Annotated in this window: 24 protein-coding genes; 17 read left to right on the plus strand and 7 right to left on the minus strand. The window is 53.2% G+C overall.

Translation table 11 applies throughout. From position 1 onward, the window contains the following. The first annotated feature begins 319 nt into the window (after nucleotides 1-319). The 5 genes from ACM5QY_RS25160 to ACM5QY_RS25180 are packed head-to-tail and all read left to right on the plus strand — an operon-like array spanning nucleotide 320 to nucleotide 5,878. Nucleotides 320-1,939: an ABC transporter substrate-binding protein gene (locus ACM5QY_RS25160; RefSeq protein WP_416123432.1), complete on the plus strand. Its 1,620-nt coding sequence runs from the start codon at nucleotides 320-322 to the stop codon at nucleotides 1,937-1,939. Between the two features lie 51 nt (nucleotides 1,940-1,990). Further along, complete coding sequence (locus ACM5QY_RS25165; protein WP_416123357.1) at nucleotides 1,991-2,950, plus strand: ABC transporter permease; 960 nt, start codon at nucleotides 1,991-1,993, stop codon at nucleotides 2,948-2,950. Beyond that, the gene (gene opp4C, locus ACM5QY_RS25170; protein ID WP_416123358.1) at nucleotides 2,950-3,897 is read left to right on the plus strand and encodes an oligopeptide ABC transporter permease; all 948 of its coding nucleotides are present in this window, start codon (nucleotides 2,950-2,952) and stop codon (nucleotides 3,895-3,897) included. The genes ACM5QY_RS25165 and opp4C overlap by 1 nt, the downstream gene beginning before the upstream one ends. After that, nucleotides 3,894-4,898 carry an ABC transporter ATP-binding protein gene (locus ACM5QY_RS25175; protein WP_416123359.1) on the plus strand — a complete coding sequence of 335 codons (1,005 nt, stop codon included), beginning with the start codon at nucleotides 3,894-3,896 and terminating at the stop codon, nucleotides 4,896-4,898. The genes opp4C and ACM5QY_RS25175 overlap by 4 nt, the downstream gene beginning before the upstream one ends. Before the next feature lie 14 nt (nucleotides 4,899-4,912). After that, nucleotides 4,913-5,878, plus strand: coding sequence for an ABC transporter ATP-binding protein (locus tag ACM5QY_RS25180; protein ID WP_416123433.1), 966 nt, complete (start codon nucleotides 4,913-4,915; stop codon nucleotides 5,876-5,878). Between the two features lie 29 nt (nucleotides 5,879-5,907). On the opposite strand, the gene ACM5QY_RS25185 is transcribed toward ACM5QY_RS25180, so the two are convergent. Then, nucleotides 5,908-6,879 (minus strand): LysR family transcriptional regulator, encoded by a 972-nt coding sequence (locus tag ACM5QY_RS25185; protein ID WP_416123360.1) that lies wholly within the window; start codon nucleotides 6,877-6,879, stop codon nucleotides 5,908-5,910. A 110-nt stretch (nucleotides 6,880-6,989) separates the two neighbouring features. On the opposite strand from ACM5QY_RS25185, the gene ACM5QY_RS25190 reads away from it, so the two are divergent. After that, entirely contained in the window at nucleotides 6,990-7,862 is an 873-nt protein-coding gene (locus ACM5QY_RS25190) for a fumarylacetoacetate hydrolase family protein (RefSeq protein ID WP_416123361.1), read from the plus strand. 5 nt (nucleotides 7,863-7,867) lie between these two features. On the opposite strand, the gene ACM5QY_RS25195 is transcribed toward ACM5QY_RS25190, so the two are convergent. Continuing rightward, nucleotides 7,868-9,256, minus strand: coding sequence for a PTS transporter subunit EIIC (locus tag ACM5QY_RS25195; protein ID WP_416123434.1), 1,389 nt, complete (start codon nucleotides 9,254-9,256; stop codon nucleotides 7,868-7,870). Between the two features lie 322 nt (nucleotides 9,257-9,578). On the opposite strand from ACM5QY_RS25195, the gene ACM5QY_RS25200 reads away from it, so the two are divergent. After that, a complete protein-coding gene (locus ACM5QY_RS25200) occupies nucleotides 9,579-10,778 on the plus strand; it encodes an enolase C-terminal domain-like protein (RefSeq protein ID WP_416123362.1) in 1,200 nt (399 codons plus the stop codon). Here the strand turns inward: ACM5QY_RS25200 and ACM5QY_RS25205 are convergent. Then, complete coding sequence (locus ACM5QY_RS25205) at nucleotides 10,775-11,485, minus strand: GntR family transcriptional regulator (protein WP_416123363.1); 711 nt, start codon at nucleotides 11,483-11,485, stop codon at nucleotides 10,775-10,777. The two genes, ACM5QY_RS25200 and ACM5QY_RS25205, sit on opposite strands and share 4 nt — an antisense overlap. Before the next feature lie 207 nt (nucleotides 11,486-11,692). Between ACM5QY_RS25205 and ACM5QY_RS25210 the strand changes: the two genes are divergently transcribed. Next, nucleotides 11,693-11,944 (plus strand): helix-turn-helix domain-containing protein, encoded by a 252-nt coding sequence (locus ACM5QY_RS25210; protein ID WP_152326717.1) that lies wholly within the window; start codon nucleotides 11,693-11,695, stop codon nucleotides 11,942-11,944. 3 nt (nucleotides 11,945-11,947) lie between these two features. After that, nucleotides 11,948-13,243, plus strand: coding sequence for a type II toxin-antitoxin system HipA family toxin (locus tag ACM5QY_RS25215; RefSeq protein ID WP_416123364.1), 1,296 nt, complete (start codon nucleotides 11,948-11,950; stop codon nucleotides 13,241-13,243). Nucleotides 13,244-13,323: 80 nt separating this feature from the next. Here the strand turns inward: ACM5QY_RS25215 and ACM5QY_RS25220 are convergent, their stop codons facing one another. Further along, nucleotides 13,324-15,744, minus strand: coding sequence for a membrane-bound PQQ-dependent dehydrogenase, glucose/quinate/shikimate family (locus ACM5QY_RS25220; RefSeq protein WP_416123365.1), 2,421 nt, complete (start codon nucleotides 15,742-15,744; stop codon nucleotides 13,324-13,326). 727 nt (nucleotides 15,745-16,471) lie between these two features. On the opposite strand from ACM5QY_RS25220, the gene ACM5QY_RS25225 reads away from it, so the two are divergent. The 3 genes from ACM5QY_RS25225 to metQ all read left to right on the plus strand — a co-directional run bounded on the left by ACM5QY_RS25225 (nucleotide 16,472) and on the right by metQ (nucleotide 19,196). After that, on the plus strand, nucleotides 16,472-17,683 hold the full coding sequence (locus ACM5QY_RS25225) for an MFS transporter (RefSeq protein ID WP_416123366.1): 1,212 nt from the start codon (nucleotides 16,472-16,474) through the stop codon (nucleotides 17,681-17,683). Between the two features lie 206 nt (nucleotides 17,684-17,889). After that, entirely contained in the window at nucleotides 17,890-18,075 is a 186-nt protein-coding gene (locus tag ACM5QY_RS25230; RefSeq protein WP_416123367.1) for a hypothetical protein, read from the plus strand. 308 nt (nucleotides 18,076-18,383) lie between these two features. Further along, nucleotides 18,384-19,196, plus strand: a complete 813-nt coding sequence (metQ, locus tag ACM5QY_RS25235; RefSeq protein ID WP_416123368.1) for a methionine ABC transporter substrate-binding lipoprotein MetQ — start codon at nucleotides 18,384-18,386, stop codon at nucleotides 19,194-19,196. 86 nt (nucleotides 19,197-19,282) lie between these two features. On the opposite strand, the gene ACM5QY_RS25240 is transcribed toward metQ, so the two are convergent. After that, nucleotides 19,283-19,462, minus strand: coding sequence for a YodC family protein (locus ACM5QY_RS25240; protein WP_104925228.1), 180 nt, complete (start codon nucleotides 19,460-19,462; stop codon nucleotides 19,283-19,285). Nucleotides 19,463-19,608: 146 nt separating this feature from the next. On the opposite strand from ACM5QY_RS25240, the gene ACM5QY_RS25245 reads away from it, so the two are divergent. Then, nucleotides 19,609-20,040 carry an OsmC family protein gene (locus ACM5QY_RS25245; RefSeq protein ID WP_416123369.1) on the plus strand — a complete coding sequence of 144 codons (432 nt, stop codon included), beginning with the start codon at nucleotides 19,609-19,611 and terminating at the stop codon, nucleotides 20,038-20,040. Nucleotides 20,041-20,103: 63 nt separating this feature from the next. Here ACM5QY_RS25245 and ACM5QY_RS25250 read toward each other — a convergent pair whose 3' ends face one another. Together ACM5QY_RS25250 and ACM5QY_RS25255 are read right to left on the minus strand one after the other, a co-directional pair. Beyond that, nucleotides 20,104-20,628: a GNAT family N-acetyltransferase gene (locus ACM5QY_RS25250; protein ID WP_416123370.1), complete on the minus strand. Its 525-nt coding sequence runs from the start codon at nucleotides 20,626-20,628 to the stop codon at nucleotides 20,104-20,106. Nucleotides 20,629-20,631: 3 nt separating this feature from the next. Then, nucleotides 20,632-20,901 (minus strand): type II toxin-antitoxin system TacA family antitoxin, encoded by a 270-nt coding sequence (locus ACM5QY_RS25255; protein ID WP_416123371.1) that lies wholly within the window; start codon nucleotides 20,899-20,901, stop codon nucleotides 20,632-20,634. Between the two features lie 390 nt (nucleotides 20,902-21,291). Between ACM5QY_RS25255 and ACM5QY_RS25260 the strand changes: the two genes are divergently transcribed. The 4 genes from ACM5QY_RS25260 (at nucleotide 21,292) to ACM5QY_RS25275 (ending at nucleotide 26,162) form a co-directional block, all read left to right on the plus strand. Further along, nucleotides 21,292-22,200: a LysR substrate-binding domain-containing protein gene (locus tag ACM5QY_RS25260; protein WP_104925231.1), complete on the plus strand. Its 909-nt coding sequence runs from the start codon at nucleotides 21,292-21,294 to the stop codon at nucleotides 22,198-22,200. A gap of 146 nt (nucleotides 22,201-22,346) precedes the next feature. Further along, the gene (locus tag ACM5QY_RS25265) at nucleotides 22,347-23,810 is read left to right on the plus strand and encodes a gamma-aminobutyraldehyde dehydrogenase (RefSeq protein ID WP_416123372.1); all 1,464 of its coding nucleotides are present in this window, start codon (nucleotides 22,347-22,349) and stop codon (nucleotides 23,808-23,810) included. A 34-nt stretch (nucleotides 23,811-23,844) separates the two neighbouring features. Next, nucleotides 23,845-24,984 carry a putative ABC transporter substrate-binding protein YdcS gene (ydcS, locus tag ACM5QY_RS25270; RefSeq protein ID WP_416123373.1) on the plus strand — a complete coding sequence of 380 codons (1,140 nt, stop codon included), beginning with the start codon at nucleotides 23,845-23,847 and terminating at the stop codon, nucleotides 24,982-24,984. Between the two features lie 155 nt (nucleotides 24,985-25,139). Beyond that, nucleotides 25,140-26,162 carry an ABC transporter ATP-binding protein gene (locus ACM5QY_RS25275; RefSeq protein WP_416123374.1) on the plus strand — a complete coding sequence of 341 codons (1,023 nt, stop codon included), beginning with the start codon at nucleotides 25,140-25,142 and terminating at the stop codon, nucleotides 26,160-26,162. Nucleotides 26,163-26,166 lie beyond the last annotated feature (4 nt).

Raw genomic sequence — 26,166 nt, forward strand, 5'->3', positions numbered from 1 at the left:
GCTGTTACAAGACTAACCTGCTGATTTTTATACCATCTAATGTTAGTGAGTACTTACTGGGTGTGATCAGGAAATTCTTCCACATTAGCCGTTTTGGTGGCTTTTTCGGCGTACAGCCCAAAAGCTATAAGCCATATTTTTTCGTTGTTAGACAAGGACAAACCCCAACCTTACTCTTCGTCATGTTTTGTAAACCTATTGCACACTTATTGATGAGGGATGTCACTTGGCTACGTTACTCACTTCTGCCCCGGCGCAATCAGTTTCCCGCGCGGGCCGCACCGCTTCTTTTAAAATCGCATTGCTGGCCAGCGCGGTAATGTTTTCTTCTTTATCCTTTGCGGACGATGTTCTCAAAGAAGGCATCACGCCCGCCACAGACGCCAGCCAGGTACCTGCTGCCGCAAAATTGCGTACAGATACCGTGATCGCCGGGATCTCCGAACCGCAGGGCATTTTTAACCCTTACTTCTTCGTGAATGGCTGGGATGAAAACGTCACCAACGTGATCTTCGCCCGCCTCATTGACTGGGACAGCCAGGGCAAACTGGTTCCGGGTCTGGCAGAAAGCTGGACAGTCAGCCCGGACGGCAAAACGTACACCATCAAATTGCGTCCGAACCTCAAGTACAGCGACGGTTCTGCGCTGACGGCGGAAGATGTCGCGTTCACACTGACCGTTTTGTATGACCCGAAATATGATGGCGATACCGATATCACGCTGGCGCATATCGCCGGTGGCGATGACTACAAGCAGGGCAAAGCGGACAGCATCAGTGGCCTTAAAGTCATCGACCCGCTGACCCTGCAGGTGACGACGACGCAGGCAGGCGCGACCACGCTGCAAAAAATCGGCGGCCCGGTGCTGTCGAAAGCCTATTACGGCAAAGATTATCAGCGCGGAAATCTCGACACGTTGCGCACTTTGCACGGTAAACCGTTGGGCAACGGCCCGTACGTTTACGATAAATACATTCCGGGGCAGGAGATCCGTTTCCACGCCAACACGAATTATTACCGTGGCACACCGCCGACGCCACGCTTCATTTATCGTGTCACCAATCCCTCGACCAATTTCCAGTTATTCCAGACCGGCGATACCGATTACGACGCTTTTACGTCGCGCCCGGATGATATTGAACAGTTGAAATTGCTCGGTTTTGCGAACATCAACCTGTACGGATCCAGCGATTACAGCAAGATTGAGTTCAACCTGCATCGTCCGGTGTTGCAGGACGTGAAAGTTCGCCAGGCGCTGATCTACGGTCTGGATCGCCAGAAACTGATCGACGTGGTGTATCAGGGTTACGGCACCGTGGCCATCGAGCCGATCGCGCCAATCTCCTGGGCGTATAACACCGACGGGGTGAATCCGTACAAATTCGATCCGGCGCAGGCCAATAAATTACTGGATGAAGCGGGCTGGAAAACCGGCGCGGATGGCATTCGTGTGAAAGACGGTAAACGTCTGGAACTGACGCTGCTGGTCAGCAAAAAAGTGCTGAACGACGCGCTGATCCCGATTGCCAAAGAGGATTACCAGAAGATTGGTGTGCTGCTGAAACCTCAGGTCGTGGATTTCAACGCGCTGATGTCACAGCGTAAAGCCGGGAATTACGATCTGGCGTCATTCAGCACCAGTACGCTCAACGATCCGCACGACGGCGTCTGGGATTACTACAGCACCGAGGCCAAAGAGCAGGGCTACAACAATCCGGAAGTGGATAAGCTGATCAACGAAGGCAATGCGACGCTCGACATCGAAAAACGGAAGCCGGTTTACCATGAACTGTACAAAGTTCTGGCGAACGATCCGCCGGTGATCCTGCTCGGCAACCGTAAAATTCTGTCGGCCAGCAGCGCCCGCGTGACCGGTTTCAAACCGGATATTTACAACGGCCTGACCGGCAGTCTGCCGGATGTCAAAATCGTTAAATAATCAGAAATCACGTTGCTGCCGGTCGTTACCGGCAGCTTCAATGAGAAAGTCATGAGAAATTTCATTCTGCGTCGTTTGCTTCAAACCATCCCGATGTTGTTCCTCGCTTCGCTGCTTATCTTCATGCTGTTTGCCAAAACGCCGGGCGATTTTATCGACGGGAACATTACCCTGACCGCGCAGCGTGCCGCTGAACTCAAAGCGTTATACGGCCTCGATCAGCCGCTGCTTAGCCGTTATCTGCACTGGCTGGGAAACCTGCTACAGGGCGATCTGGGCTTCTCGCTGCAATATCAGATCCCGGTGAGTCAGTTGCTGGATCAGTACATCTGGAACTCCTTCCTGCTTGCGACCATCGCGATGGTGCTGTACTGGGGGATCGCGATGGCGGTGGGCATTGTTTCTGCCATGAAACCCTATTCGCTGTTTGATCACGTCGTCAGCGTGGTGATATTCGCGGCGATGTCATTCCCGACGTTTTTCCTCTGTCTGCTGCTGATCAAATGGTTTGCAGTTGATCTTCACTGGCTGCCGGTCGGCGGTATGACCAATACCGGCAGCGACGCCACGGGCTGGGCCTGGGTGATGCAGGTCGCGGCACATCTGGTATTACCGGTGATTGCGCTGGTGATGCTTCAGGCGGGCAGCCTGACGCGCTATTTTCGCGCCAGCATGCTGGACGTCGTGCGCATGGATTTTATCCGCACCGCACGCGCTAAAGGGCTGCGTGAGCGCACCGTGATCCTCAAACACGCATTGCGCAACGCGCTGTTGCCGATTATCACGCTGTTAGGGTTCGAGCTGCCGGGGCTGTTTTCCGGCGCGCTGATCACCGAAAAAGTCTTTAACTGGCCGGGCGCGGGGCACATTCATATTGATTCGCTGGCGGCGCGTGATTATCCGGTGCTGATGGGATTCACGCTGTTTCTGGCGGTGCTGACCATTCTGGGCAACCTGATTGCCGATGTGCTTTATGCGTGGGCTGACCCGCGTATTCGTGTGAGGTCGTGATGTTTGGATCATTATTTTCAACTAACCGGCGTCTGCGCGAAGCGGAAATTCCGGTGATGGCGCAGGTGACACCGTCACCCTGGCAGCAGGCCTGGAAATCGTTACGCCAGAACCGGCTGGCAATGTTTTGCCTGATCTTGCTGCTGGTCATGGCGGTCTGGTGCGTAGTGGGCCCTTACTCTTCGCCGTGGCGCGATGATGCCACCGATGCGCTGATGATTAATAAAGCGCCAAACGCAGAGCACTGGCTGGGCACCGATTTTCTGGGGCGTGACGTTTACACGCGCCTGCTTCTGGCCGGGCGTATTTCGCTGATCATCGGCCTGCTCACCATGTTGCTCTCCGTGACGCTTGGGTATCTGATGGGCGCGGTTTCGGGGTATCTGGGCGGCATTGCCGACAAAATCATCATGCGTTTTGCCGATCTGGTGATGACCATTCCGAGCCTGCCGCTGCTGATTGTGATGGGCGCGATGCTGTCTGAACTGGATTTCTCACCGGATTCCCGCGTCTACATGGTGATCGTAATGCTCAGCTTGCTGGAATGGCCGAAGCTGGCGCGTCTGGTGCGCGGACAAATTTTGTCCCTGCGCGAGCGTGATTTTATGCTGGCGACGCAGGTGCTCGGGTTATCCGCGCGCCGTCGTCTGTTCGGCCATCTGTTGCCCAATACCGTGCCCATTCTGGTGGTGATGGCGACGATGGCGGTGGCAAACGCCATTCTCAGTGAATCGGCGCTCAGCTATCTCGGGCTGGGCGTGGTGCCGCCGACGCCTTCATGGGGAAACATGATGGACGCCGCCAACAGCCTGATCGACTTCCAGCGTCGTCCGTGGCTGTGGATGCCGCCGGGCGTGGCGATTTTTATCACCGTCATTGCGATTAACGTACTGGGCGATGGCCTGCGCGATGCGCTCGATCCTAAGATGAAACGGAGCAAAAAATGACTGAACCATTGATCCGTTTTAATCAGCTTTCACTGTCATTCTCCAGTGATCAGGGGCGTGTGCGTGCGGTGCAGGATGTCACGTTTGACGTTCAGGCCGGGCAAACCGTGGGCATTGTAGGCGAATCCGGTTGCGGAAAAAGCGTCACGGCGATGTCGCTGATGGGATTACTGCCGCCACAGGCCGCGCGCATTGACGGCGGGGAAATCCTGTTTCAGGGACGTGATTTACTGAAATTGCGCCCGTCACAAATGGCGGATTTACGCGGGAACCAGCTGGCGATGATTTTTCAGGAACCGATGACTGCGCTCAATCCGGTGCTGACCATTGGTGAACAGCTGGTTGAGCCGCTGATCCGCCATCTCGGGGAATCGCCAAAATCGGCCTGGGAAAAGGCAACGAAGATGATCACTGAGGTCGGGCTGGCGCGTGCAGAAAGCCTGATGACCAGTTATCCGCACCAGCTTTCAGGCGGTATGTTGCAGCGCATCATGATTGCGATGGCGCTGAGCTGTAAGCCGCAGCTGCTGATCGCCGATGAACCTACGACGGCGCTGGACGTCACCGTGCAGGCGCAGATCTTACGGCTGTTGCGCGATCAGGCGCAACAAAACCACATGGCGCTGATGCTGATTACGCATGATCTGGGCGTGATTGCGCAGATGGCGGATCACGTGGTGGTGATGTACGCCGGTAAAATTGTTGAGCAGGGTGCCACGGCGGACGTGCTGCGCAATCCGCTGCATCCGTACACGCAGGGGCTGATCGCGTCGCGGCCCACGCCGGGCGAGCGTCGCCGGCGGTTGTATTCTATCCCCGGTCAGGTTCCCGATCTGGCCGCGCTGCCGCCGTATTGTGCCTTTACCGATCGTTGCGAACGCGCTACAGAACGCTGTCGTCAGGGGATCCCGCCGCTGGAAGGGCGGTCACGGCAGGCTGCCTGTTTTTACAGCGGACTGAGTCCGGCGAATCAAATGACGCAGAAGGAGTTGCAGCCATGAGTGCTGACTATCTGATGAGTACCGACTACCTGATAGAAGTCGACGGACTGAAGAAACACTTCCCGATCCGCGACGGCGTTTTCGGGCAGGAAACCGGGCAACTGCGCGCGGTGGATGGCGTCAGTTTTAACATCCGCAAAGGGACGATTTTCGGGCTGGTGGGTGAATCCGGCAGCGGCAAAACCACTGTCGGGCGCACGCTGCTTGGGTTGTACGACAAGACGGCGGGCAGCGTGAAGTTTCGCGGTCAAGACCTGCACCGGCTCAAACCGAAACAACTTAAAGCGCTGCGGCCGAAAATGCAGCTGGTGTTTCAGGATCCGTACAGTTCCCTGAATCCACGGATCCGCATTGGTGACGCGATCGGCGAAGCGATGCTGGAACATAAACTTTGCTCACGCGCTGAAGTGCACGGCAAAGTGCTGGACGTGATGAAAATCTGCGGGCTTTCACCGCTGCATTACAACCGCTTTCCGCATGAATTTTCCGGCGGCCAGCGCCAGCGTATTGGCATTGCACGGGCGCTGATCCTTCAGCCTGAATTTATTATCGCCGACGAACCAATCTCCGCGCTCGACGTCTCGATTCAGGCGCAGATCATCAATTTGTTCTCGGATTTACGCGACGATCACGGCGTGACGTTCCTGTTTATCTCGCACGATCTGGGCGTGGTGGAACATCTGTGTGACGACGTGGCGGTGATGTATCTGGGGCAACTGGTGGAAACGGCGAGCCGCGATACGTTGTTCCGCCAGCCGTTGCATCCGTACACGCAGGCATTACTGGCCGCCGTGCCGACGCTTGATCCTGACAGCGAACCGGTGGCAATGGTTAGCGGTGAAATTCCGGATCCGTCAAAACCGCCGTCCGGCTGTCGTTTCCATACCCGCTGTCCGCGCGCGACCGAACGTTGCCGTGCTGAAATTCCGTTACTGCGTGAAGTGGAAAGCGGCCACCGCGTCGCCTGCCATCTGGTGTAATTTCCGGTTCTTTCCCGCCGCGGCTGACGTCAGTCTTCCAGCATGCGGCGGGCTTCGCTCTGCATTTTCTGCCCGACGTTTTGCGTCACCTCAATCACCTTCTGCGTTGCTGGCGAAAGAAACGCGCCTTCGCGCCAGGTAATCCCTACACGGCGCGGCATCATCAGTTGATCGTTATCAATCCGGATGAGCCGGGAGATAAATTCTTCCTCAACCAGAATGTTTTCAGAAAGAAAGCTGAGCAGGCCACTTTTGGCGATCAAGCCGGGTACTGACGCCAGCGAGCTGATTTCCACTTTAACGTCCGGCAGCGGGCAATGATTCTCATAGAATATCTTGTCCAGCCACTGGCGCATCGACACGGTTTTGGCCGGTAAAATCCATCCGTAACGGCTCATATCGCGCAGGGAAACCGGCCTGCCCGCCAGCGGATGGTCACGTGACGCTGCGACGACCACGCGATCGGCGGTGACCGGCACCTGAACCACCGGGCTTTCATAGTTGACCAGCGGCCCGATAATAATGTCGATGACGTGGCGCTCCATCAGCGTAAACAGAACATCGTTCATGCCGATCTGGATTTCCAGTTTTACGTTGGGAACCTGTGACTGAAGCGTTTTGCAGATTTCCGGCAGCAAAAATTGCGTCGCGGAACCCGACACGCCCACACGCACAATCCCGCCCGCGCCGCTGCTCAGTTCTGTCATGACTTCGGCCATCTCATGATAAGAATTTTGCAGCGCCAGACCCCGCTGATAAAGAATGCGACCCGCCTCGGTCAGTTCCAGACCACGGCCGACTCTTTTGAATAATTTGATGCCCAGTTCTTTCTCTAAACGGGTGATGGATTTTGACAGAGCGGGCTGCGTAATATTTAAATTTTGTGACGCAAGTCTCAAATTTATCATCTCTGCGGCAGTGACGAAATAATCTAAGTCCCTGTTATTAATCATACATTCCTGAAATTCATCGGTTTGGTAAAAAAATATAGTAGAAGGCATGAGAGGCGCGGTCAATAATCTCGCGATCTTTACGGGGGCATGAGCGTCACCGCAATCTGAACACCAGTGAATTCACCTGTTTTACGTTAAATAAGAAACTAAGCGCATCTATGAAAATTGTTAATTTCATCATCACTAAAGAACAAACCCAAAGTTTCGGCCTCTTCCAGGCAGACGGCATCGTCGATGTTGGCCGTCACTCGGGATGCCGCGACATTAACGAATTCATGGCGCACCATCAGCTTGAAGAATTGCAGCGTTACGCGCCGCTTCCGGCGGATCTTCAGCTCAACGATATCGGCTTCCTGCCGGTGATCGACCGTCCGGGGAAAATCTTCGGCGTCGGCATGAACTACGCCGAAAAGCGCAAAGAATTTAACGAAACCTGCGATGCGCCGACGTTGTTCGTCCGCTTTGCCGATTCACAAGTCGGGCATAACGGCAGCGTTATCAAACCGTCGTCGACAAATGAATTCGATTACGAAGGTGAACTGGCGATCGTTATCGGCCGTACCGGGCGCAATATTTCCGCAGACGACGCGCTGAGTTATATCGCCGGTTACAGTTGCTATATGGATGGTTCGGTGCGCGACTGGCAGCATAAATGGTATACCGCCGGAAAAAACTGGCCGTCGACCGGGGCATTTGGTCCGTGGATGGTGACGCCGGATGAAGTGGGCGATCCGCAGAATCTGAGCATAAAAACCTGGCTCAACAACCGGCTGGTGCAGAACGACACAACCGCTAACATGGTTCACACCATTCCGCAAATCATCGCCTATATCAGCACGTTTACTCAGCTTTCACCGGGCGATGTGATCATGACCGGTTCACCGGGCGGTGTGGGTAAAACCCGCGTTCCGCCGCTGTTCCTCCATGAAGATGACATCATTGAAGTGGAAATCGAGAACATCGGCCGTCTGACCAACCGGATCGAAAATTCGCCGCTGTCTGAAATAGCGCATTCAAAAACAGCGGCCTGAACACATCAGCGGGTTTGATTCACCAAAGGCACCGATCTTTCGGTGTCTTTGCTTTTAACGACCATCAGATACGTCAGCGTAAATGACAATCCCAGCGACAGCACCACGCCCATTACGATGTAGATGAAATACGGGCCGATGTAGGCGGGCAGGCTGAAAATGCTCGACAGAATATAGCCGTACAACCGCACCCCGAAGAACGCGATAAACGCCGACGCCACAGAACTGCTGATCGTGGTGGCGATAAACGCTTTTTTGTAGCGCGTCAGCACGCCAAACAATGCCGGTTCGGTAATGCCCAGCAGGCCAGAAATCGCCGCCGACAGCACCACAGATTTCTGCTCGCGTGTTTTTACGTGGAAGTAAATCGCGAAGGTCGAGCCGGCAATCGCCATGTTGGCCATAAACATCATGGGCATCAGCATATCCCAGCCCTGATCGGTGAAGTTCTGCAAGGCAATTGGCGTCATGGCGTGGTGCATTCCGGTGAGGATCGCCACCGGGCGGATCGCGCCAACGATAAAACCGGCAAACACCGATGACACTTCAAACAGCCCCTGAATGCCCAGCGCCAGCAGTTTACCCAGGTAAATTCCGGCCGGGCCAATCACCGTCAGCGAAACCAGCGCCGCAATAAATAACGTCAGCGTTGGCGTGAAAACGGTTTTCAGCACGTCCGGCATGATTTTGTCCACCCAGCGGTGGATGTAGCTCAGTGCCAGCACCGAGAAAATCACCGGAATAACGCTGGCCGAATAGTTAAATACTGAAACCGGCAATATATCCATGAAATACAACGCGGTCGGCGCGCCAGCGGTATGGCTGGCGAGCGCTTTTGCGGCGTAGATCAGCGTCGGATACATCAGGCAGGCGGCGACCGCGGCGGCCAGATATTCATTGGTTTTGAAAATTCTCGCGGCGGAGACCGCCAGAAAGAACGGCAGAAAATAGAAAACGCCGCTGGCGATCAGATCGATGATCATCACGGTTTCGCTTTTCGCCGAAATCACCTTGAGGGCAATTAAACCGGCCAGTAAACCTTTGATCATCCCCGCGCCTGCGATGGCCGGAACGATCGGGCCAAACACGCCGGACACCGTGTCCATGAACATCGAGATCAGACTTTTGCGCGCATTTGTGGAAACATTTCCTGTTGGCTTTGACGCCGGATCCAGCTGCGAAACAATCGCTTCGTACCAGGTATTCACTTTCGGGCCGACAATAATCTGCACCTGACCGCTCTGGCTTTGCGCACCCAAAACGCCGGGCAGATTTTTTATCTCATCCCACGCCACTTTATTTTCGTCGGCTAAATCAAAACGCAGACGGGTCATGCAATGCCAGAATTTATTAATATTCTCTGCACCGCCGACGCCTTTAATAACGGACTGCATTATTTCTGTATTCACCCTGAACCCCGCGACGGAAATTGTATTTTTATTCTCAGATGGGAAGGGAGTGTAATGAGCGTTGTTTTTAAAAACAAACCAATAAAACAGGATCTCCGTCACACAATCCGCGCTGTAAGCCTGGTTTAACGGGGTTTTGTGATAATTGGTCTGGTTTTTAGCAGTAATTGGCCGGTCTTTCAAACCAAAATAAAAGCCTGAAATTTAGGTTTACAGGGAGGCGGAAAATACGGTGAAATAACCGCAATACGAATATTCCCGCACTCTTTTCCTTAAAGGATCTGAAGGCCATTATTAAGGATTTTCCATGAAACCTGTGCTGATTACGCATATTGAATGCCAGATAACGCGCCCCGATCGCCATAATTTAGTGGTCGTCAGAATTGAAACGGATAGCGGTGTTTTCGGCCTCGGCTGCGCCACATTCCAGCAGCGTCCGCTGGCGGTGAAACTGATGGTCGATGAATACCTGAAACCGCTGCTGTTAGGCCGCGATGCAAATCACATCGAAGATATATGGCAGATGATGAGGGTGAACGCGTACTGGCGTAACGGGCCGGTGATTAACAATGCCATCGCGGGCATCGATATGGCGCTGTGGGACATCAAAGGCAAGCTGGCGAATATGCCGCTGTATCATTTATTCGGCGGTAAATCGAAAGATGCGGTTATCGCGTACAGCCACGCGGCGGGTGAAACGCTGGAAGATCTTTACGGTGAAGTGGATCGTCTTCTGAGCGAAGGTTATCGCCACATCCGTTGCCAGCTGGGCTTTTACGGTGGCAATGCGCGCGATTTCCACACCACGCGCGAACCGGCGGCGGGCGCGTATTACGATCAGGATCAGTACATGGATAACACGCTCGCCATGTTTAAAGCGCTGCGTGAAAAATACGGCAATCAGTTCCACATTCTGCACGACGTTCACGAGCGTCTGTTCCCGCAACAGGCGGTGCAGTTTGCAAAAGCGGTGGAACAATATCGCCCGTATTTTATTGAAGATATCTTGCCGCCAGATCAAAACGAATGGCTGGCGCAGATCCGCAGCCAGACCGCTGTGCCGCTGGCCACCGGCGAGCTTTTTAATAATCCGGCGGAATGGAAGGATCTGATCATCAACCGCAGGATCGACTTTATCCGCTGCCACGTTTCGCAAATCGGCGGCATCACGCCAGCGCTGAAACTGGCGCATTTCTGCCAGAGTTTTGGCGTGCGTCTGGCCTGGCATTGCCCGCCGGACATGACGCCGATCGGCGCGGCGGTGAATACGCACCTGAATATTCATCTGCATAATTCAGCGATCCAGGAATTTGTTGCTTATCCACCCAATACGCAGCAGATTTTCCCCGGCGCACAGGCCCCGGTGAACGGGTATTTTTATCCGTGTGAAGAAGCCGGGATCGGCGTGGGTTTCAACAGCGAGGTGGCGAATGAATTTCCGGTGGTGTATCGCCCGCATGAATGGACGCAAAGCCGCCTGCCCGACGGCGTGATCCACACGCCTTAAGTCTGGCGAAACGCCAGATTATCCTGATTAAACGGGATGACGTAAGTGCATGAATAATCGATATCTATGATATCGCTGAACGCGTAAACGCGGCCGCCCTGCAAAATCCCTCTGTTGGTAATCTGCATGGCGGCGATGCCTTTCTTGCAGCCCAGCAACTGCGCCTGCTCTTTGCTGACGGTGACCGCCTGATAACGGGTGAGGGAATGCGAAATCGCGAAGCCTTTATTCAGAACGTATTGCTGAATGGAATGCTCAATCGTTTTCTGATTCAGATCAGCAAAACCTTCGGCGGGCATCCGTGAATACTCAATCTGTACGTTGCGCTGGCTGATGCGCCGCAGCCGGGTAAACGCCCAGATAAAATCATCTGCCGTTAAATCAAAAACCTGCTGTTCTTCCCGGTCTGGTCGCCGTTTGTGCAATTCCAGCATTTTGAAACTGATGTCGGTGAATTTCTTCTCGGTAATCGAGTTGTACACCAGCGGATTACTGCTGACGCCCGCATTGATATAAATCCCCGAGCCTTGCACGATGCGCACCGCGCCGATACTCACCAGTTTTTCCAGCGCCTTGCGCACGGTAAACCGCGACACACCATACTCTTCCGCCAGCTGGCGCTCCGGCGGCAACTTTTCCGGCACAGATCCGCTGTGCTGATAAATCTTGCTCAGCAAATCCTGAGCGATAAATTCACTTTTTTTCATCGGCGTCTGGCTTATTCGGGACAGGGAGTTCGGGAACGCATTGAAACATGCGACAGGCGTAAAGGGCAAATTACAGCCTGAAAGCTGTATTGGATTTTTACAGCTTATAGGGTGTAGAGGATATTTTAATATTATCCGCTTTAGAGGATAGAAATTGATTTATCCCTTACAGGGGATATACTGAAAATATCCGGCAGGGAGGATAATATGAATATAACTTCAACAAAAATGTTGGCCAATGCACTGCGGAATGAACGTAAAAAGCGCAAACTGAGCCAGAGTAAAACCGCTGAGACCATGGGCCTGAAACAGTCCACGGTTTCTGAATTTGAAAATTACCCGGATGGAACCCGGTTGGAAACACTGTTTAAGCTGCTCGCCGCGCTGGATTTAGAGCTGCAGATAGCACCAAGAAACAGTGATCCGCAGGACAAAACGTCGTGGGATCAGGAGTGGTAATACATGGATAAGTTAACGCTCGCGTTAAATGGCATTACGGTGGGAACGTTAGAGAAAGCCAGTGGCGGTGAAATGTCATTTGTGTATCACGAAAGCTGGCTGAACCGGGCGGGAGCTCGTGCCATTTCGTTATCGCTTCCGCTGCAAACCGCAAAGTTTCGTGGTGCCGTGGTATACAACTTTTTTGATAACCTTCTCCCCGATAATGAGCAAATCCGCAGCCGTATTCAGGCGCGTTTTGCCATCCCGACGAAACAACCTTTCGATTTGCTTTCCCGCATTGGGGGCGATTGTGTCGGTGCTGTTCAGTTGTATCCGGAGAACAGCCAGGTCACACCGGTCACTGAAATCCATGCCCAACCGCTAAGTGATGAAGAAGTGGAACATCTTCTTCAAGGCTACAAAGAAGCCCCTTTGGGCATGGAAGCGGAAGTGGATGATTTTCGTATTTCGCTGGCCGGAGCTCAGGAAAAAACAGCCCTGTTATGGTATCGCGACCAGTGGCATCGCCCGCAGGGAAGTACGCCGACCAGCCATATTCTTAAACTTCCCATTGGCTATATAGCAAACAATGGAATCGATTTAAGCGAAAGTGTTGAAAATGAATGGTTGTGCCTGAAGATTGCGGAACAGTTTGGGCTTCCCGCCGCCCGTGCCGAAATTGCCCGTTTCGGTACGCAAAAAGTGTTAGTGGTTGAGCGCTTTGATCGCCGCTGGTCACAGGATGGTTCCTGGTTAATGCGGCTGCCTCAGGAAGATTTCTGTCAGGCGATGGGCGTGGCTCCGGCACTGAAATATGAGTCTGACGGTGGTCCGGGAATAGCGGAGGCAATGAAACTCCTGCTTGGCTCACAGCAGGTTTTGCGTGACCGGGAACTGTTTTTTAAAAGTCAGATTCTGTTCTGGATGCTCGCCGCCATTGACGGTCATGCTAAGAATTTCAGCGTGTATATTGAACCCGGGAGCGCATACCGGATGACGCCATTGTATGACGTGATGTCTGCTTTCCCGCTTATGCATCCGCAAGGTATACCGGCGAAAAAAGCCAAAATGGCGATGGCCGTTCTGGGGAAAAACCGGCATTTTCACTGGGACAGGATCCTTCCCCGGCATTTTGGCACAACGGCGCAGCGGGTCGATTTTCCGCAAGAGAGTGTGGTCAGGATGATGGCGGAAATGAAAGAAAAAACTCCGCAGGTGATTAAGGACGTCTCGGCTTTATTACCCGCCGGTTTTCCTGCAAAAATCAGCGAAGCAATATTCGCAGGATTAAAGAGTCAGGCATCAAGGCTTCCCTGAACACCTCGATAAACAACCGCCAACAAAAAGCCCGCCAGTTCACACCGGCGGGCTTTGTTTTTCGACTGAATTAAATCGAATTACTTCTGATCAGGCAATGCGTAGGCAATCACGTAGTCGCCGCGTTCTGCGGACTGACGTGCGCCACCGGCGCTGATGATGATGTACTGTTTACCGGTTTTCGGTGAAACGTAAGTCATCGGGCCGGACTGGCTGCCCACCGGCAGGCGGGATTTCCAGATTTCTTTACCGGTGGCGGTATCGAACGCGCGCAGATAGAAATCCTGCGTACCGGCGAAGAACAGCAGGCCGGATTGCGTTGACAGGCTCGCGCCCAGCGTTGGCATACCGACTTCCATTGGCATACGCATTTTGATGCCCAGCGGACCGGTGTCTTGCACCGTACCGACCGGAACCTGCCAGACGATTTTACCGGTTTTCAGGTTAACCGCAGACATCGTACCAAACGGAGGTTTCTGGCAAGGAATGCCCAGCGGAGACAGGAAACGCTCGCGGACTGCGCCGTACGGCGTACCGTCCATCGGCACCATCCCCATCTCAATACCGCTCGCGCCAGTGGGCACTTTGGCACGTGGAACCATGTAGTTCGCCAGACCCAGACGCATATCATTCACGAACATGATGGCGTTGTTCGGGTCAACCGACACGCTGCCCCAGTTCATGCCGCCCAGAGAACCCGGGAATTGCAGGGAACGATCCAGACCCGGAGGCGTATAAACGCCTTCGTGACGCATGCCTTTAAACTCGATGCGACACAGCAACTGGTCCATCGGTGTTGCGCCCCACATGTCAGACTCTTTCAGCGTCTGATTGCCGATGTTTGGCATACCGACAGAGAAAGGCTGCGTTTTGGAGTAGCGTTCGCCAGGAACGTTACCCTGTGGTACTTCGCGGTTTTCGACTTTCGCGACCGGCTGACCGGTTTCGCGGTTCAGCATGAAAATCATGCCTTGTTTGGAGGTCTGCACCAGAACCGGCGTGCTGCCACCTTTACCGTCCGGCAGGTCATACAGCAGCGGCTGAGACGGCAGGTCGAAGTCCCACAGATCGTGATGTGTGGTCTGGAATGTCCAGCGAACTTTACCGGTTGTGGCTTCAACGGCGACCACCGATGAACTGTATTTATCGTCCAGCCCGGTACGCGTGCCGCCGAAGAAGTCAGGCGTGGCGTTGCCGGTTGGCATATAAATCAGACCCAGTTTCGGATCATAAGACATCGCTGACCAGACGTTCGGCGTACCACGAGTGTACGTCTGACCTTCCGGTGGCAGCTTGGTGATGTTCGGATTACCCGGATCCCATGCCCAGACCAGTGCGCCGGTGTGAACGTCAAACGCACGCACTACGCCCGGAGGTTCGCCGGTCGAGAAGTTATCGGCGACACGGCCACCGACCACAACCACATTACCCGCGACCAGCGGGGTAGAGGTCTGCTGGTAGTAACCCGGTTTGACTTCGCCCATGCCAGTTTTCAGGTCAACCACGCCATTGTCACCGAAATCAGCACAAGGCTTACCGGTATCAGCGTTGATGGCGATCAGACGTGCATCGATGGTTGGCAGGAACAGACGACGTTCGCAGGTTCCGCTGACGGTACCGCCGGTGGCCGCTGGCGCATCAGCCGCAGGAATGGCTTCCGGTTGAGTCGCCGGAGCCTGAGGCGCAGCGCTGTTCTCGTAATAGCCCAGACCACGGCAACGCTGCCAGTTTGGCGCAGTAGACTTGGAGTCGTATGCCCACAGTTTTTTACCGTCATCCACAGAAAGCGCGATCACTTTGCTGTACGCGGTACAGACAAACAGCTTGTCACCGATTTGCAGCGGCGTGTTCTGGTCTTCTGCACCGGAACCGTTGCTCTGCGGGATATCGCCGGTATGCGCAATCCACGCCACCTGCAATTTATCGATGTTGGTTTTGTTGATCTGATCCAGTGCAGCAAAACGGTCGCCTGCGGTGGTGTTACCCCAGTTCGCCCAGTTTTTCTGTTCCGCACCTTTATCAACCGGTTTGACCGGAACCTGATCGTTGTCGGCGCTGATGATTGGCGTCGGCACGAACGTGTTACCGAATGCCGCGATCAGGGCAACGGCCAGCACGGCGGCGAGAGAGAAACTCGGGCCTTTGCGGGCAACCCGACCCGCGCGCGTTTTCAGCAGCGGATATGCCAGTGCGACGAGGAAGGCCAGAACACCAAAGGTGAACAGGCGGGAGAACAGCGGCCAGAAGGTGAAACCGGCGTCCCAGATAGCCCAGATAACAGAAAGCACGAAGGCGACGGCGTAGAGCCATGCGCCCGAAGGCTTGCCTTTGAAAATTAAAACGGCGGAAACGACGAGAGCCAGACCCATCAGCAGGAAGTAAACGCTTCCGCCTAATGTGGCCAGATACGCACCGCCGATGCCGAGTGTCAGGCCGATAACGACCATCAGCGCACTCAGCAGCCAGAGGAGCCAGGTCCATTTACTCTTAGTTGTTGGCATGATTTATCTCACTGCACATATGTTATAGACAAAATTATTGTAGTCAGGATGTGTGAAAAGCTGGAAACACGTAATGAACACCCGTTATCAAATGAACCAGATAGAACAATTTCGCCGAAATAATAATACTTCTCACCGAAGTTGTGAATGTGTAACGAAGAGTTTGAATTTAGGTGAAGTATTATAGGAGGGATTATTCTTTGTGCGGATTATTTCTATCATGATGATTTAAAATGATAAAAAAAATAAACTTATTCAAATAAATGATATTTAAACGGTGATTTATATTTTTTAAGTCTATGCGGGCGCACTATTTGCGTACAAACGGGGGATTCTGGATAGAGAATTTGACTGCAATCACAAAGAATTGTGATTTCTTGTGAACCTTTTGGGGAATTTTCCTGATGTTGCGGCGAGGTAAAGATCACCGCGCAGGATAGCTGCTGCATGGCTCAGCGCCGGCAGGTAACGTGAATGATTAAATTAGTTACAACATACTTTATATGTGGAAAGATCTTCTGTCCGCGTTATCTGTATGTGCCCTGCAAATTGGCGGCATGAGCTCTCTCTGTAAGCCGCATAGCAGGCGGAGTCTGGCTTAGTTCAAAAGATGATTAGGAATACCCTAACGGTCGTTATAAAAAAACTTGACCCGGTGACGGTGATCACGTTTTATTACGATAATTCTACACGTACGTAATAATTCACCTTGCTAAGGATAACAATAATGACTGAGTGCTCATCGCTGGACACCCGGCCAGAAACGTCTGCATTTCGCCGCTGGCTGGCGGTTTTTTCATTGGCCTGTGGCACCTTTGTTCTGGTTAACACTGAATTTCTGCCCATCGGGCTGCTGTCGCCGATTGCGCAATCTTTGGGCGTGACGGAAGGCCACGCCGGGCTGGCGGTGATGTTGCCGGGATTCGTCGCGGCGATTTCTGCGCCGCTGATTATGCTTTTCGCCAAAAAAATGGATCGCCGGAATCTGCTTTTATTGCTGTCTGCGTCGGTGATTTTGGCAAACGGCATCGCGGTGATGGCGGAATCGTTTAACGTTTTGCTGATCGGACGCATTATTCTCGGCATCGGTGTCGGCGGTTTCTGGTCGTTTGCTATTCCGTCCGGGCGCAGGCTGGTGGCCGAAGAGCAGGGCGCTCGCGCCATTTCGCTGATCACCGCCGGTGTGGCCGTCGGAACCGTGGCGGGCGTTCCGGCCGGGGCGTTTATCGGCGATCTGTTCGGCTGGCGGATGGCGTTTACCCTGAACTCCGTGCTGGCGCTGGTTTTCTTTGTGCTGCAATGGCTGGCGCTGCCTTCATTACCGGCGCAGCAGTCAATCGGTTTGCGTGCGATGCTGGGCGTCACGAAAGTCGCGGGGATCCGCTACGCGCTGATTATCGGCGTCTTTATGGCGGGCGGGCATTTCGCCGCTTACACCTATCTCGAACCCTGGCTGCGTTTTAACCTGAAACTCCCTGCCAGCGAACTCTCTTTATTGCTGATGGGTTACGGGGTTGCGGGGCTTATTGGCACATTGACCACGGAAATCACCGTGCGTGAATTGGGGGTAAAGAAAGCTTTTATGCTGAACATGTTGCTGCTCAGCCTTTCGGTGCTGGTGTTGTCGCTGTTTGACGTGCCGTTGCCGCTTGCCAGCGCGCTGATTATTCTGTGGGGCCTGTCGTTTGGTGCGCTTCCGGTGTGCCTGAATATCTGGACTTACCAGGCGTCGCCCGCCTTGTTTGAAACCGGTTCGGCGTTGCTGGTGTGTGTATTTCAGACATCGCTGGCGCTGGGCGCGCTGTTTGGCGGGATCCTCGCGGATAACGCCGGTGTGAGCAGCGCGTTTCTGCTCGGCGGCTTGCTCACATTACTGGCCGGTATCACCATTTTCCTTTCCCGCCCACAGCCGGTCGCGCTGCATTCTGCAAATGAATGACCGTTAGCGATCAGGAAATCTTTCCACGTAAGCGATTCTGACCTCTCAGAAGCCTGCGTCTGGCAGGCTTTATTTGATTTAAGGCAATTTCAGTTGAATTATTGTTCGCATGAACTTCAGCGCCCTGCTATTTTTTTAATGGGATTTAACCGAAGGGAGTGCGTTATATGAAAGTGTTGAGGAGTGAAAAGGACTATATATCGTGGATGTTTGAAGACTACTTTCGGTTTTCAGATTCCCCGGTTTCACCTTTAATGAGTGATGAGGAAATTCAGCAGGCACTGGTTGAATTGCATCCTGACTCTTTCCCCTGTATTGGATATTTAACTTCTACACCAAGCGGTTGTATTTACGATGTAAATTATATTTCTCCCGACACAGTTTCTGTGTGAGCGGCGGAATTAGATCTACGGTAAATCTATTTTATTGGTAATGAAATACCCCAGAAAAACATGGTCTTGAGAATAATCCTAGGCCATTTTTTGTTTTACCGAAACAAGTTGTATAAAAGTAAAACAACAGAATCACAACAATCAGGTTACCGATTCATTGCATTAGCGTAGAGATCCCCGCCAAAAATCTCCCTTTTTGCATTAAGTTATTTCTTTTTCGTATTTGCCCATATGGACACGTTTTGAAACACTGTGTCTGTAAAACCACGGTTTAATTTGCACACTTATTCACGGAAAGAGTAGACCTCATGCGCACTGCAATAAAATTTTCACTCCTGGCGTTATCGCTGGTTGGCGCACTGTCGCTGACCGCTTGTGATCAAAAATCTAAAGAGAACCACATTAAAGTGGGCATCAGCGCGGGTATCGACCAGCAGATGTGGGAAACCATCAAGAAAACAGCTAAAGATAAATATAATCTGGATGTCGAAGTCGTGACGTTCAATGATTTTGTGTTGCCTAACTCTGCGCTAAGCAGCGGTGATATTGACGTCAACTCATTCCAGCATCGTCCGTATCTCGACAAGCAAGTGAAAGAACGCGGCTACAAGCTGGTCGAAGTGGGGAAAACCTTCGTTTATCCGATTGCGGCGTATTCCCGTAAAATCAAATCCATCGATCAGTTGAGCGATGGCGCACAAGTTGCCGTGCCCAATGACCCGACTAATCTTGGACGCTCGTTGCTGCTGCTGCAAAAACAAGGGCTGATCAAACTGAAAGATGGCGTGGGCTTGCTGCCAACGTCGCTGGATATCATCGAAAACCCGAAACATCTCAAGATTGTTGAGATTGAAGCGCCGCAGCTGACCCGCGCGATTGATGACGACAAAATTGAACTGGCGATCATTAACACCACGTATTCCGGTCAGGTGGGTCTCACGCCGGGCAAAAATGGTCTGTTCGTCGAAGATAAAAATTCGCCTTATGTGAACATTATTGTGGCGCGTGAAGATAACAAAGACAGTCAGGCCGTGAAGGAACTGGTTGAGGCTTATCACACTGATGCGACGGTAAAAGCGGCGGACGCCATCTATCACGGTGATGCTGTAAAAGGCTGGTGATGGTGCGGAAGTAGATAAATCATCATTGAATCCTGAGATTTCACAATCTCAGGATTTTTTGTATCTGCATACCGAAAAAACGGCTGTCAGCAGACGCCGAAATCACCGTCTAAGTGATAAAGATTCACGGAATCTGCGGCCACTTCGATCTCTTTTTTTGAAAAATCATCCGTACGCGCACACCACAATGTTTCGCCTTCCACGCGCAGCACAATCATTTGCGGTCCGCCGGTTTTTGACTGAACCAGATCCTGAGGTTTAAACATGTTTTTCTCTCTGATTTTTTGTGAGGGTGAATGAATTTTGTGGTTGGCGATAAAACCGCGGTGAAGCCGCATAGCCCGACGATCCTCGCGAAACACAGCGTCAAAGCTATACTTATAGCCAATGTAATACAAACCGGAGGAAAAACATGACCATTCATAAGAAAGGATCGGCGCACTGGGAAGGCGATATTAAACACGGTAAGGGTTACATCTCGTCTGAAAGTGGTGCCCTGAAGGATCAGCCGTACGGATTTAACACCCGTTTTGAAGGTAAGGTCGGCACCAATCCCGAAGAACTGATTGGCGCGGCGCATTCCGCGTGCTTCTCGATGGCGTTATCACTGATGCTCGGCGAGGCTGGGCATACGCCGGAAAGCATTGATACCGTCGCTGACGTCTCACTCGATAAAGTGGACGGCGGCTTTGCCATCACCAAGATCGCGCTCGACAGCAAAATCAAATTGCCGGGTATCGATAAAGACAAATTTGACGAAATTATCAAAAAAGCCAAAGCCGGCTGTCCGGTTTCACAGGTGCTGAAAGCGGAAATCACGCTGAATTACCAGTTGGAAAACTGATAATCGGTTAAGCCGTCAGCGTTTGAAACGAATAAAGCCACGCGTTATTGCGTGGCTTTTGTATTACTGATGGGCAAAAAGTTCTTCTATCGACTTAGTCGGCAAGAAAAGCGAATTTGCGTTATCACCGGTGAGTGATATGAAATCCAGTTTAAGATAGAACTGTTTCGCCCGCTCATTGAGCGCGTCCACAAACATCGCATGGACTCCGACAGTCTTCGACGCGTGGAAGACGACGCTCATCGCATGTATGACAAGTGTGGTGCCCCACTCTTGTCCCTGTAAATCTTTATGAACCGCTAAACGCCCTAAGGTAATGCCTGGAACGTTTTCATAAGGCACTTTGCGTTTCCAGGTATTCGAGGGAAGTGTTTCCTTTTCGAATGAACACCCCGACAACGTGTAGTAACCGACGACTTTTTGTATCGGCTCTTTGGTCATGAGCAGATAAGCGCGCAAAATTCGGTTTTTATGCTGACGAGCCAGATGAGCCGTAAGAAAATTATTCAGAGACTCTTCGCCACAGTCGAAATCTGATAAATCATATTCGGCATCTTCAGAAAAAATTCCAATGGTTAAATCAGCCACGTCTTACTCCATGTTTTTAAGACGTTTTGCAGCTCGTTTTAGCCTGTCATTCAGTACTGGCGGGTGACTAATCGCATCCATCACCAGATTCCACGATTCGTTGTTAAGGATCAGACGTCGATGCTGTTCAATAACTTCCGCAGCGCGTTTAGAAGCACTGGCCACCATAAATTGGGTCATTGTCTGGTTGGACATTGCCGCCGCTTCTTCGATCGCGCTCTTGTCGTCGTCACTTAATCTGAGATCTATGCGCTGTTTCTTTGGTGCTGACATGATGAACCCCTCGACTGCGAACCCGGAGGCTGCGGCCGTTCTGTTTGCTTTCAGATATTCAAAGAGATTGAGACTTGCGATGCGTACGGTTTTATTCCGTACATTAACTATAGGTTTAATCAGCGAATTTTTCAATTGATATGTCCTCTCCGTTGCTGCTGGTGTGCACTTGCCTGATCGTGCGTCCATTTTTTCACCCGATACCCGTGGCGTAACTTATCCCTTTCCGCGCGAGTGTTCGAACGCGGGTTTCCCGTTTTCCATCACACCTCGAAAACATAATTCTCCCCCCGTTTGACAAAAATCCTTCGCCTGCCATTACTTGATCATTCCCTTAAACCGAATGCTAAGCCATTGCGTTCGATTATATGTAGAGGTCATGTTGTCGCCATGCTGACGTTACGCCAGATCCGCCATTTTATTGCCGTCGCCGAAACCGGTTCGATTTCTGCCGCCGCGCAGGCTTCGTTTGTTTCGCAATCGTCGTTAACGCAGGCGATTCAGCAACTTGAAGTGGAAACCGAAGCGCGGCTGTTTGACCGTCACGCCAAGGGAATGACGCTGACGCATCAGGGACATCAGTTTTTGCGCCAGTCTTACCTGATTCTCGCCACGGTCGATAACGCCAAACGGAGCCTGCAACTGGGAACCGAAAGCGTGACCGGGCAAATCACGCTGGGCGTAACCAGTCTGGTGGCCGGGTATTTCCTGGTGGATTTGCTTAAGCAGTTCAACGCCTATTACCCGAACGTCGAGGTGAAAGTCGTCGAGGATGAACGCCAGTACATCGAACATCTGCTGGTCAGCGGCGAAATTGATATCGGCGTGCTGATCCTCTCAAACCTTGAAGACCGCGATGCGTTGCAGACCGAAGTGCTGACCCATTCCTCTTATCGTCTGTGGCTGCCGCCGCTGCATCCGTTGCTGGAGCGCGAGAGCATTTCGCTGGCGGATATCGCGAATGAACCGCTGATTCAGCTCAATGTGGATGAAATGGAAAAGCACGCCCAGCGGCTGTGGGCGCGGGCGGGGCTGAAACCGAATATCGCAATGAAAACCGCCTCGACCGAAGCCGTACGCAGCTTGGTCGCAGCAGGGCTTGGTGTATCCGTGCAGCCGGACATGGCGTACCGCGCGTGGTCGCTGGAAGGCAATATGATCGAAGCCAGCAAACTGGAGGATTCGATTGAGCCGCTGGATATCGGGCTGGCCTGGCGGCGAGGCAGTGCGCGGCCCGAGCTGGTGACGCCGTTTCTCACCATTGCGCGGGAAAACAGTGCCAAGCGACGTCCGGCTTAACGGAGCATTCGTTTTTTCCGAACGCAGCCTTCAGTAATTGCTATTTGTTGCCCTCAGGGAAATTACCTAATGTGAATAGACAAATTGTTACTAACAAATAACATTTTTGTTAATTCACGATGATTGTCTTCTCTGTGGGGTAAGCGATGTCGGATGCAGAATTTGTTGCCCGTTTTTCTGAAAAACATGCGATTAACGGCGACCTCCAGACCGGCGAGGGCGCCACGCAAAGTATTTTCAATCCCGCTACCGGCGAAGTGATTGCCGAAATCGCTGAAACCTCGCTTTCTCAGGTCGGTCAGGCCGTCACTGCCGCCAATAATGCTTTTCTGCGCTGGTCACGCACCACGCCAGCCGAACGCGCCTCGGTGCTTTTGCGCATTGCCGATGCCATCGAAAAACAGGCGTCGTCTCTCGCGCAGCTGGAAGCCATTAACTGCGGCAAACCGCTGCATCAGGCGCTGAAAGACGATCTGCCCGCCGCCATCGATGTGTTCCGTTTCTTTGCCGGTGCGGTGCGATGTCAGCAGGGCCAGCTTTCCGGCGAATATCTGCCCGGCCACACGTCGATGGTGCGCCGCGATCCGCTGGGCGTGGTGGCGTCGATTGCGCCGTGGAATTACCCGCTGATGATGTCGGCATGGAAGATTGCTCCGGCGCTGGCCGCAGGAAATACCGTCGTCTTTAAACCTTCTGAACATACGCCGCTGACCATTCTTGCGTTGCTGCCTGCGTTACAGGACATCCTGCCGCCCGGCGTGCTGAACGTGATCACCGGCAGCGGCGACGGCGTCGGTAATGCGCTGGTCAGCCATCCGCATGTTCGCCTGATTTCCCTGACCGGCGATATCGTCACCGGCCAGCGTATCCTTCAGGCTGCGGTCAAAACCGTGAAACGCACGCATCTGGAACTGGGCGGTAAAGCGCCGGTGATTGTGTGTAATGACGCCGATATTGACGACGTGGTGGAGGCGGTCAGCCGCTGGGGATACTACAACGCGGGGCAGGATTGTACGTCCGCCTGCCGCGTCTATGCGCAGGCCGGAATTTATGCGCGTCTGGTGGAGAAACTCGGCGAGGCGGTCTCGCAGTTATCTTTCGCCCGCAAAAACGACAGCGAAAACTTTATGGGGCCGCTCATCAGCAGCCGTCAGCGGGATCGCGTTTCAAGCTTTGTGGAGCGGGCGCTGAGCCAGCCGCACATCGAGCGCATTACTGGCGCGGCGTCGCATTCCGGCCCCGGTTTTTATTACCAGCCGACGTTGCTGGCAGGCTGCCTGCAAAGTGATGAAATCGTCCAGCGCGAAGTGTTCGGGCCGGTCGTGAGCGTCACGCGGTTCGACACGATTGCGCAGGTCGTCAGCTGGGCAAACGAATCAGAATACGGGCTGGCGTCGTCGGTCTGGACGCAAAATATCGACCTTGCAATGCAAATCTCTTCCCACCTGCAATACGGCACCACCTGGATTAACACCCACTTTTCATTAGTCAGCGAAATGCCCCACGGCGGATTAAAACGCTCCGGGTACGGCAACGATCTTTCCAGTTATTCATTACAGGATTACAGCGTAGTCAGACACATCATGGCGAAGTTCAAACCACAATTCTAAAAACATATCTATGACGACAGGACAGGAGTAACCGATGAAAAAGCTATCTGCTATTTGTTTGGGCCTGCTGAGTTTTTTAAATACCGCTCTGGCCGCGGAAACACCGGCAAGTCTGGGTAAAGGCGAAGGTCAGTTAAATATTGTGGCCTGGCCGGGGTATATCGAGCGCGGTGAAAGCGACAAAAATTACGACTGGGTGACCCAGTTTGAAAAACAAACCAGTTGCAAAGTAAACGTGAAAACGGCGGCGACGTCCGATGAAATGGTCAGCCTGATGGCGAAAGGCGGCTATGACCTGGTAACGGCGTCCGGCGATGCGTCGTTACGTCTGATTTACGGCAAACGTGTGCAGCCGATCAACCCGGCGCTGATCCCGAACTGGAAGAGTATCGACCCGCGTCTGACTCAGGGCGCATGGTTTAACGTGGGCGGAAAAGTGTACGGTACGCCGTACCAGTGGGGGCCGAACCTGCTGATGTACAACACCAAAACGTTCCCGACCGCGCCGGACAGCTGGGCGGTCATTTTCGTTCCGCAAAATCTGCCTGACGGTAAACCGAATCAGGGACGCGTACAGGCGTATGACGGCCCGATCGCCATCGCTGATGCCGCGCTGTATCTGAAAAGTACCCAGCCGGATCTGAAAATCGACGATCCGTACCAGCTCAACGAAACCCAGTACGCCGCCGTGCTGAAAGTGCTGCGCGCGCAACATCCGCTGATCCACCGCTACTGGCACGATGCATCGGTACAGATGAGCGATTTCAAAAACGAAGGCGTGGTTGCCAGCTCTTCCTGGCCGTATCAGGCCAACGCGCTGAAAGGCGAGAAACAGCCGGTTGCCACCGTGTTCCCGAAAGAAGGTGTCACCGGCTGGGCGGATACCACCATGTTAGCCGCCGATTCCGAACATCCGAACTGTGCGTATCAGTGGATGAACTGGTCGCTTGAGCCAAAAGTGCAGGGCGACGTTGCCGCGTGGTTTGGTTCCGTGCCTGCGGTTCCGGCCGGATGCAAAGCCAGCCCGCTCTTAGGCGCGGAAGGTTGTGAAACCAACGGCTTCAATAAGTTTGCGTCCATTTCCTTCTGGAAAACGCCGCAGGCCGAAGGCGGGAAATTCGTTCCCTACAGCCGCTGGACGCAAGACTATATCGCCATCATGGGCGGCAGATGAATACGCTTTATCCTTTGAGCCGTCTCTGCGTTGGCTGCGTTCGCGAACCCCGGTCACTTACTTCAGTAAGCTCCCGGGGATTCACTCAGTTGCCGCCTTGATACAACTCAAATGATTTTGCGTTTGATTTCGGTGAAAAAATCCAGGAGAACTTTATGCCTGCCGTACAGTTCATCAATGTTTCCCGTTTATTCGGGGAAGTCAAAGCCGTCGATAATGTGTCGATTGATATTCAGGACGGCGAGTTTTTTTCCATGCTCGGGCCTTCGGGCTCGGGGAAAACCACTTGCCTGCGTCTTATCGCAGGTTTTGAAACGCTGACATCAGGGTCAATCCGTATTCACGGGCAGGAAGCCACTAAACTTGCGCCGTACGAGCGCGACGTGAATACCGTTTTTCAGGATTACGCGCTGTTTCCGCACATGACGGTGCTTGATAATGTCGCTTATGGCCTGATGGTCAAAGGCGTGGGGAAAAAGGAGCGAACGCACAAGGCGATGGAAGCGCTGGAACGCGTGGCGCTCGGTTTTACCGCCGCACGTAAACCGGCGTTTTTGTCCGGCGGCCAGCGTCAGCGTGTGGCGCTGGCGCGTGCGCTGGTGAATCAGCCGAGCGTGTTGTTGCTCGATGAACCGCTTGGTGCGCTGGATCTCAAACTGAGGGAACAGATGCAGGGCGAGCTGAAAAAGTTGCAACGCGAGCTGGGCATTACCTTTATTTTTGTCACCCACGATCAGAGTGAAGCGCTGTCGATGTCGGATCGCGTCGCGGTGTTCAACAATGGCCGCATCGAACAGGTCGATACGCCGCGTGAGCTGTATCTCAACCCGCGTACCGCGTTTGTCGCGCAGTTTGTCGGCACCGCGAACGTGCTGACCTCCGATCTTTCCCTGAAGCTCACCGGCCTTTCCGGCAGCCGATCCATCCGCCCTGAACATATCCGCCTGACACCTCAACCGGTGGCCGGAACGGATACGGTGCAGGTCAGCGCCATCCTCAAAGATATTCATTTCCAGGGCGCCGCCACGCGCTACGAACTGGCGCTGGAAGGCGGTGAGAAGCTGTTTGTCAGTGAGGCAAATAACCTTTCGGTCAGCGCGCAAAACACCTTCCATCAGGGGCAACCGGTGGTGGCCTGTTGGGACAAAGATGCCATGGTGGCGCTGCTTGAGGGTTAAACGA

It is taken from the genome of Rahnella sp. PCH160, assembly GCF_047784855.1.
Lineage (GTDB): Bacteria > Pseudomonadota > Gammaproteobacteria > Enterobacterales > Enterobacteriaceae > Rahnella.

Excerpts from the sequence above, each read along its gene's own strand:
- ACM5QY_RS25195 (WP_416123434.1), bottom strand. The coding sequence starts at position 9,256 with ATGCAGTCCGTTATTAAAGGCGTCGGCGGTGCAGAGAATATTAATAAA.
- ACM5QY_RS25265 (WP_416123372.1), top strand. The coding sequence starts at position 22,347 with ATGTCGGATGCAGAATTTGTTGCCCGTTTTTCTGAAAAACATGCGATT.
- ACM5QY_RS25165 (WP_416123357.1), top strand. The coding sequence starts at position 1,991 with ATGAGAAATTTCATTCTGCGTCGTTTGCTTCAAACCATCCCGATGTTG.
- metQ (WP_416123368.1), top strand. The coding sequence starts at position 18,384 with ATGCGCACTGCAATAAAATTTTCACTCCTGGCGTTATCGCTGGTTGGC.
- opp4C (WP_416123358.1), top strand. The coding sequence starts at position 2,950 with ATGTTTGGATCATTATTTTCAACTAACCGGCGTCTGCGCGAAGCGGAA.
- ACM5QY_RS25230 (WP_416123367.1), top strand. The coding sequence starts at position 17,890 with ATGTTTGAAGACTACTTTCGGTTTTCAGATTCCCCGGTTTCACCTTTA.
- ACM5QY_RS25225 (WP_416123366.1), top strand. The coding sequence starts at position 16,472 with ATGACTGAGTGCTCATCGCTGGACACCCGGCCAGAAACGTCTGCATTT.
- ACM5QY_RS25220 (WP_416123365.1), bottom strand. The coding sequence starts at position 15,744 with ATGCCAACAACTAAGAGTAAATGGACCTGGCTCCTCTGGCTGCTGAGT.
- ACM5QY_RS25190 (WP_416123361.1), top strand. The coding sequence starts at position 6,990 with ATGAAAATTGTTAATTTCATCATCACTAAAGAACAAACCCAAAGTTTC.
- ACM5QY_RS25210 (WP_152326717.1), top strand. The coding sequence starts at position 11,693 with ATGAATATAACTTCAACAAAAATGTTGGCCAATGCACTGCGGAATGAA.
- ACM5QY_RS25175 (WP_416123359.1), top strand. The coding sequence starts at position 3,894 with ATGACTGAACCATTGATCCGTTTTAATCAGCTTTCACTGTCATTCTCC.
- ACM5QY_RS25205 (WP_416123363.1), bottom strand. The coding sequence starts at position 11,485 with ATGAAAAAAAGTGAATTTATCGCTCAGGATTTGCTGAGCAAGATTTAT.
- ACM5QY_RS25240 (WP_104925228.1), bottom strand. The coding sequence starts at position 19,462 with ATGTTTAAACCTCAGGATCTGGTTCAGTCAAAAACCGGCGGACCGCAA.
- ydcS (WP_416123373.1), top strand. The coding sequence starts at position 23,845 with ATGAAAAAGCTATCTGCTATTTGTTTGGGCCTGCTGAGTTTTTTAAAT.
- ACM5QY_RS25200 (WP_416123362.1), top strand. The coding sequence starts at position 9,579 with ATGAAACCTGTGCTGATTACGCATATTGAATGCCAGATAACGCGCCCC.
- ACM5QY_RS25185 (WP_416123360.1), bottom strand. The coding sequence starts at position 6,879 with ATGCCTTCTACTATATTTTTTTACCAAACCGATGAATTTCAGGAATGT.
- ACM5QY_RS25255 (WP_416123371.1), bottom strand. The coding sequence starts at position 20,901 with ATGTCAGCACCAAAGAAACAGCGCATAGATCTCAGATTAAGTGACGAC.
- ACM5QY_RS25160 (WP_416123432.1), top strand. The coding sequence starts at position 320 with ATGTTTTCTTCTTTATCCTTTGCGGACGATGTTCTCAAAGAAGGCATC.
- ACM5QY_RS25245 (WP_416123369.1), top strand. The coding sequence starts at position 19,609 with ATGACCATTCATAAGAAAGGATCGGCGCACTGGGAAGGCGATATTAAA.
- ACM5QY_RS25215 (WP_416123364.1), top strand. The coding sequence starts at position 11,948 with ATGGATAAGTTAACGCTCGCGTTAAATGGCATTACGGTGGGAACGTTA.
- ACM5QY_RS25275 (WP_416123374.1), top strand. The coding sequence starts at position 25,140 with ATGCCTGCCGTACAGTTCATCAATGTTTCCCGTTTATTCGGGGAAGTC.
- ACM5QY_RS25260 (WP_104925231.1), top strand. The coding sequence starts at position 21,292 with ATGCTGACGTTACGCCAGATCCGCCATTTTATTGCCGTCGCCGAAACC.
- ACM5QY_RS25180 (WP_416123433.1), top strand. The coding sequence starts at position 4,913 with ATGAGTACCGACTACCTGATAGAAGTCGACGGACTGAAGAAACACTTC.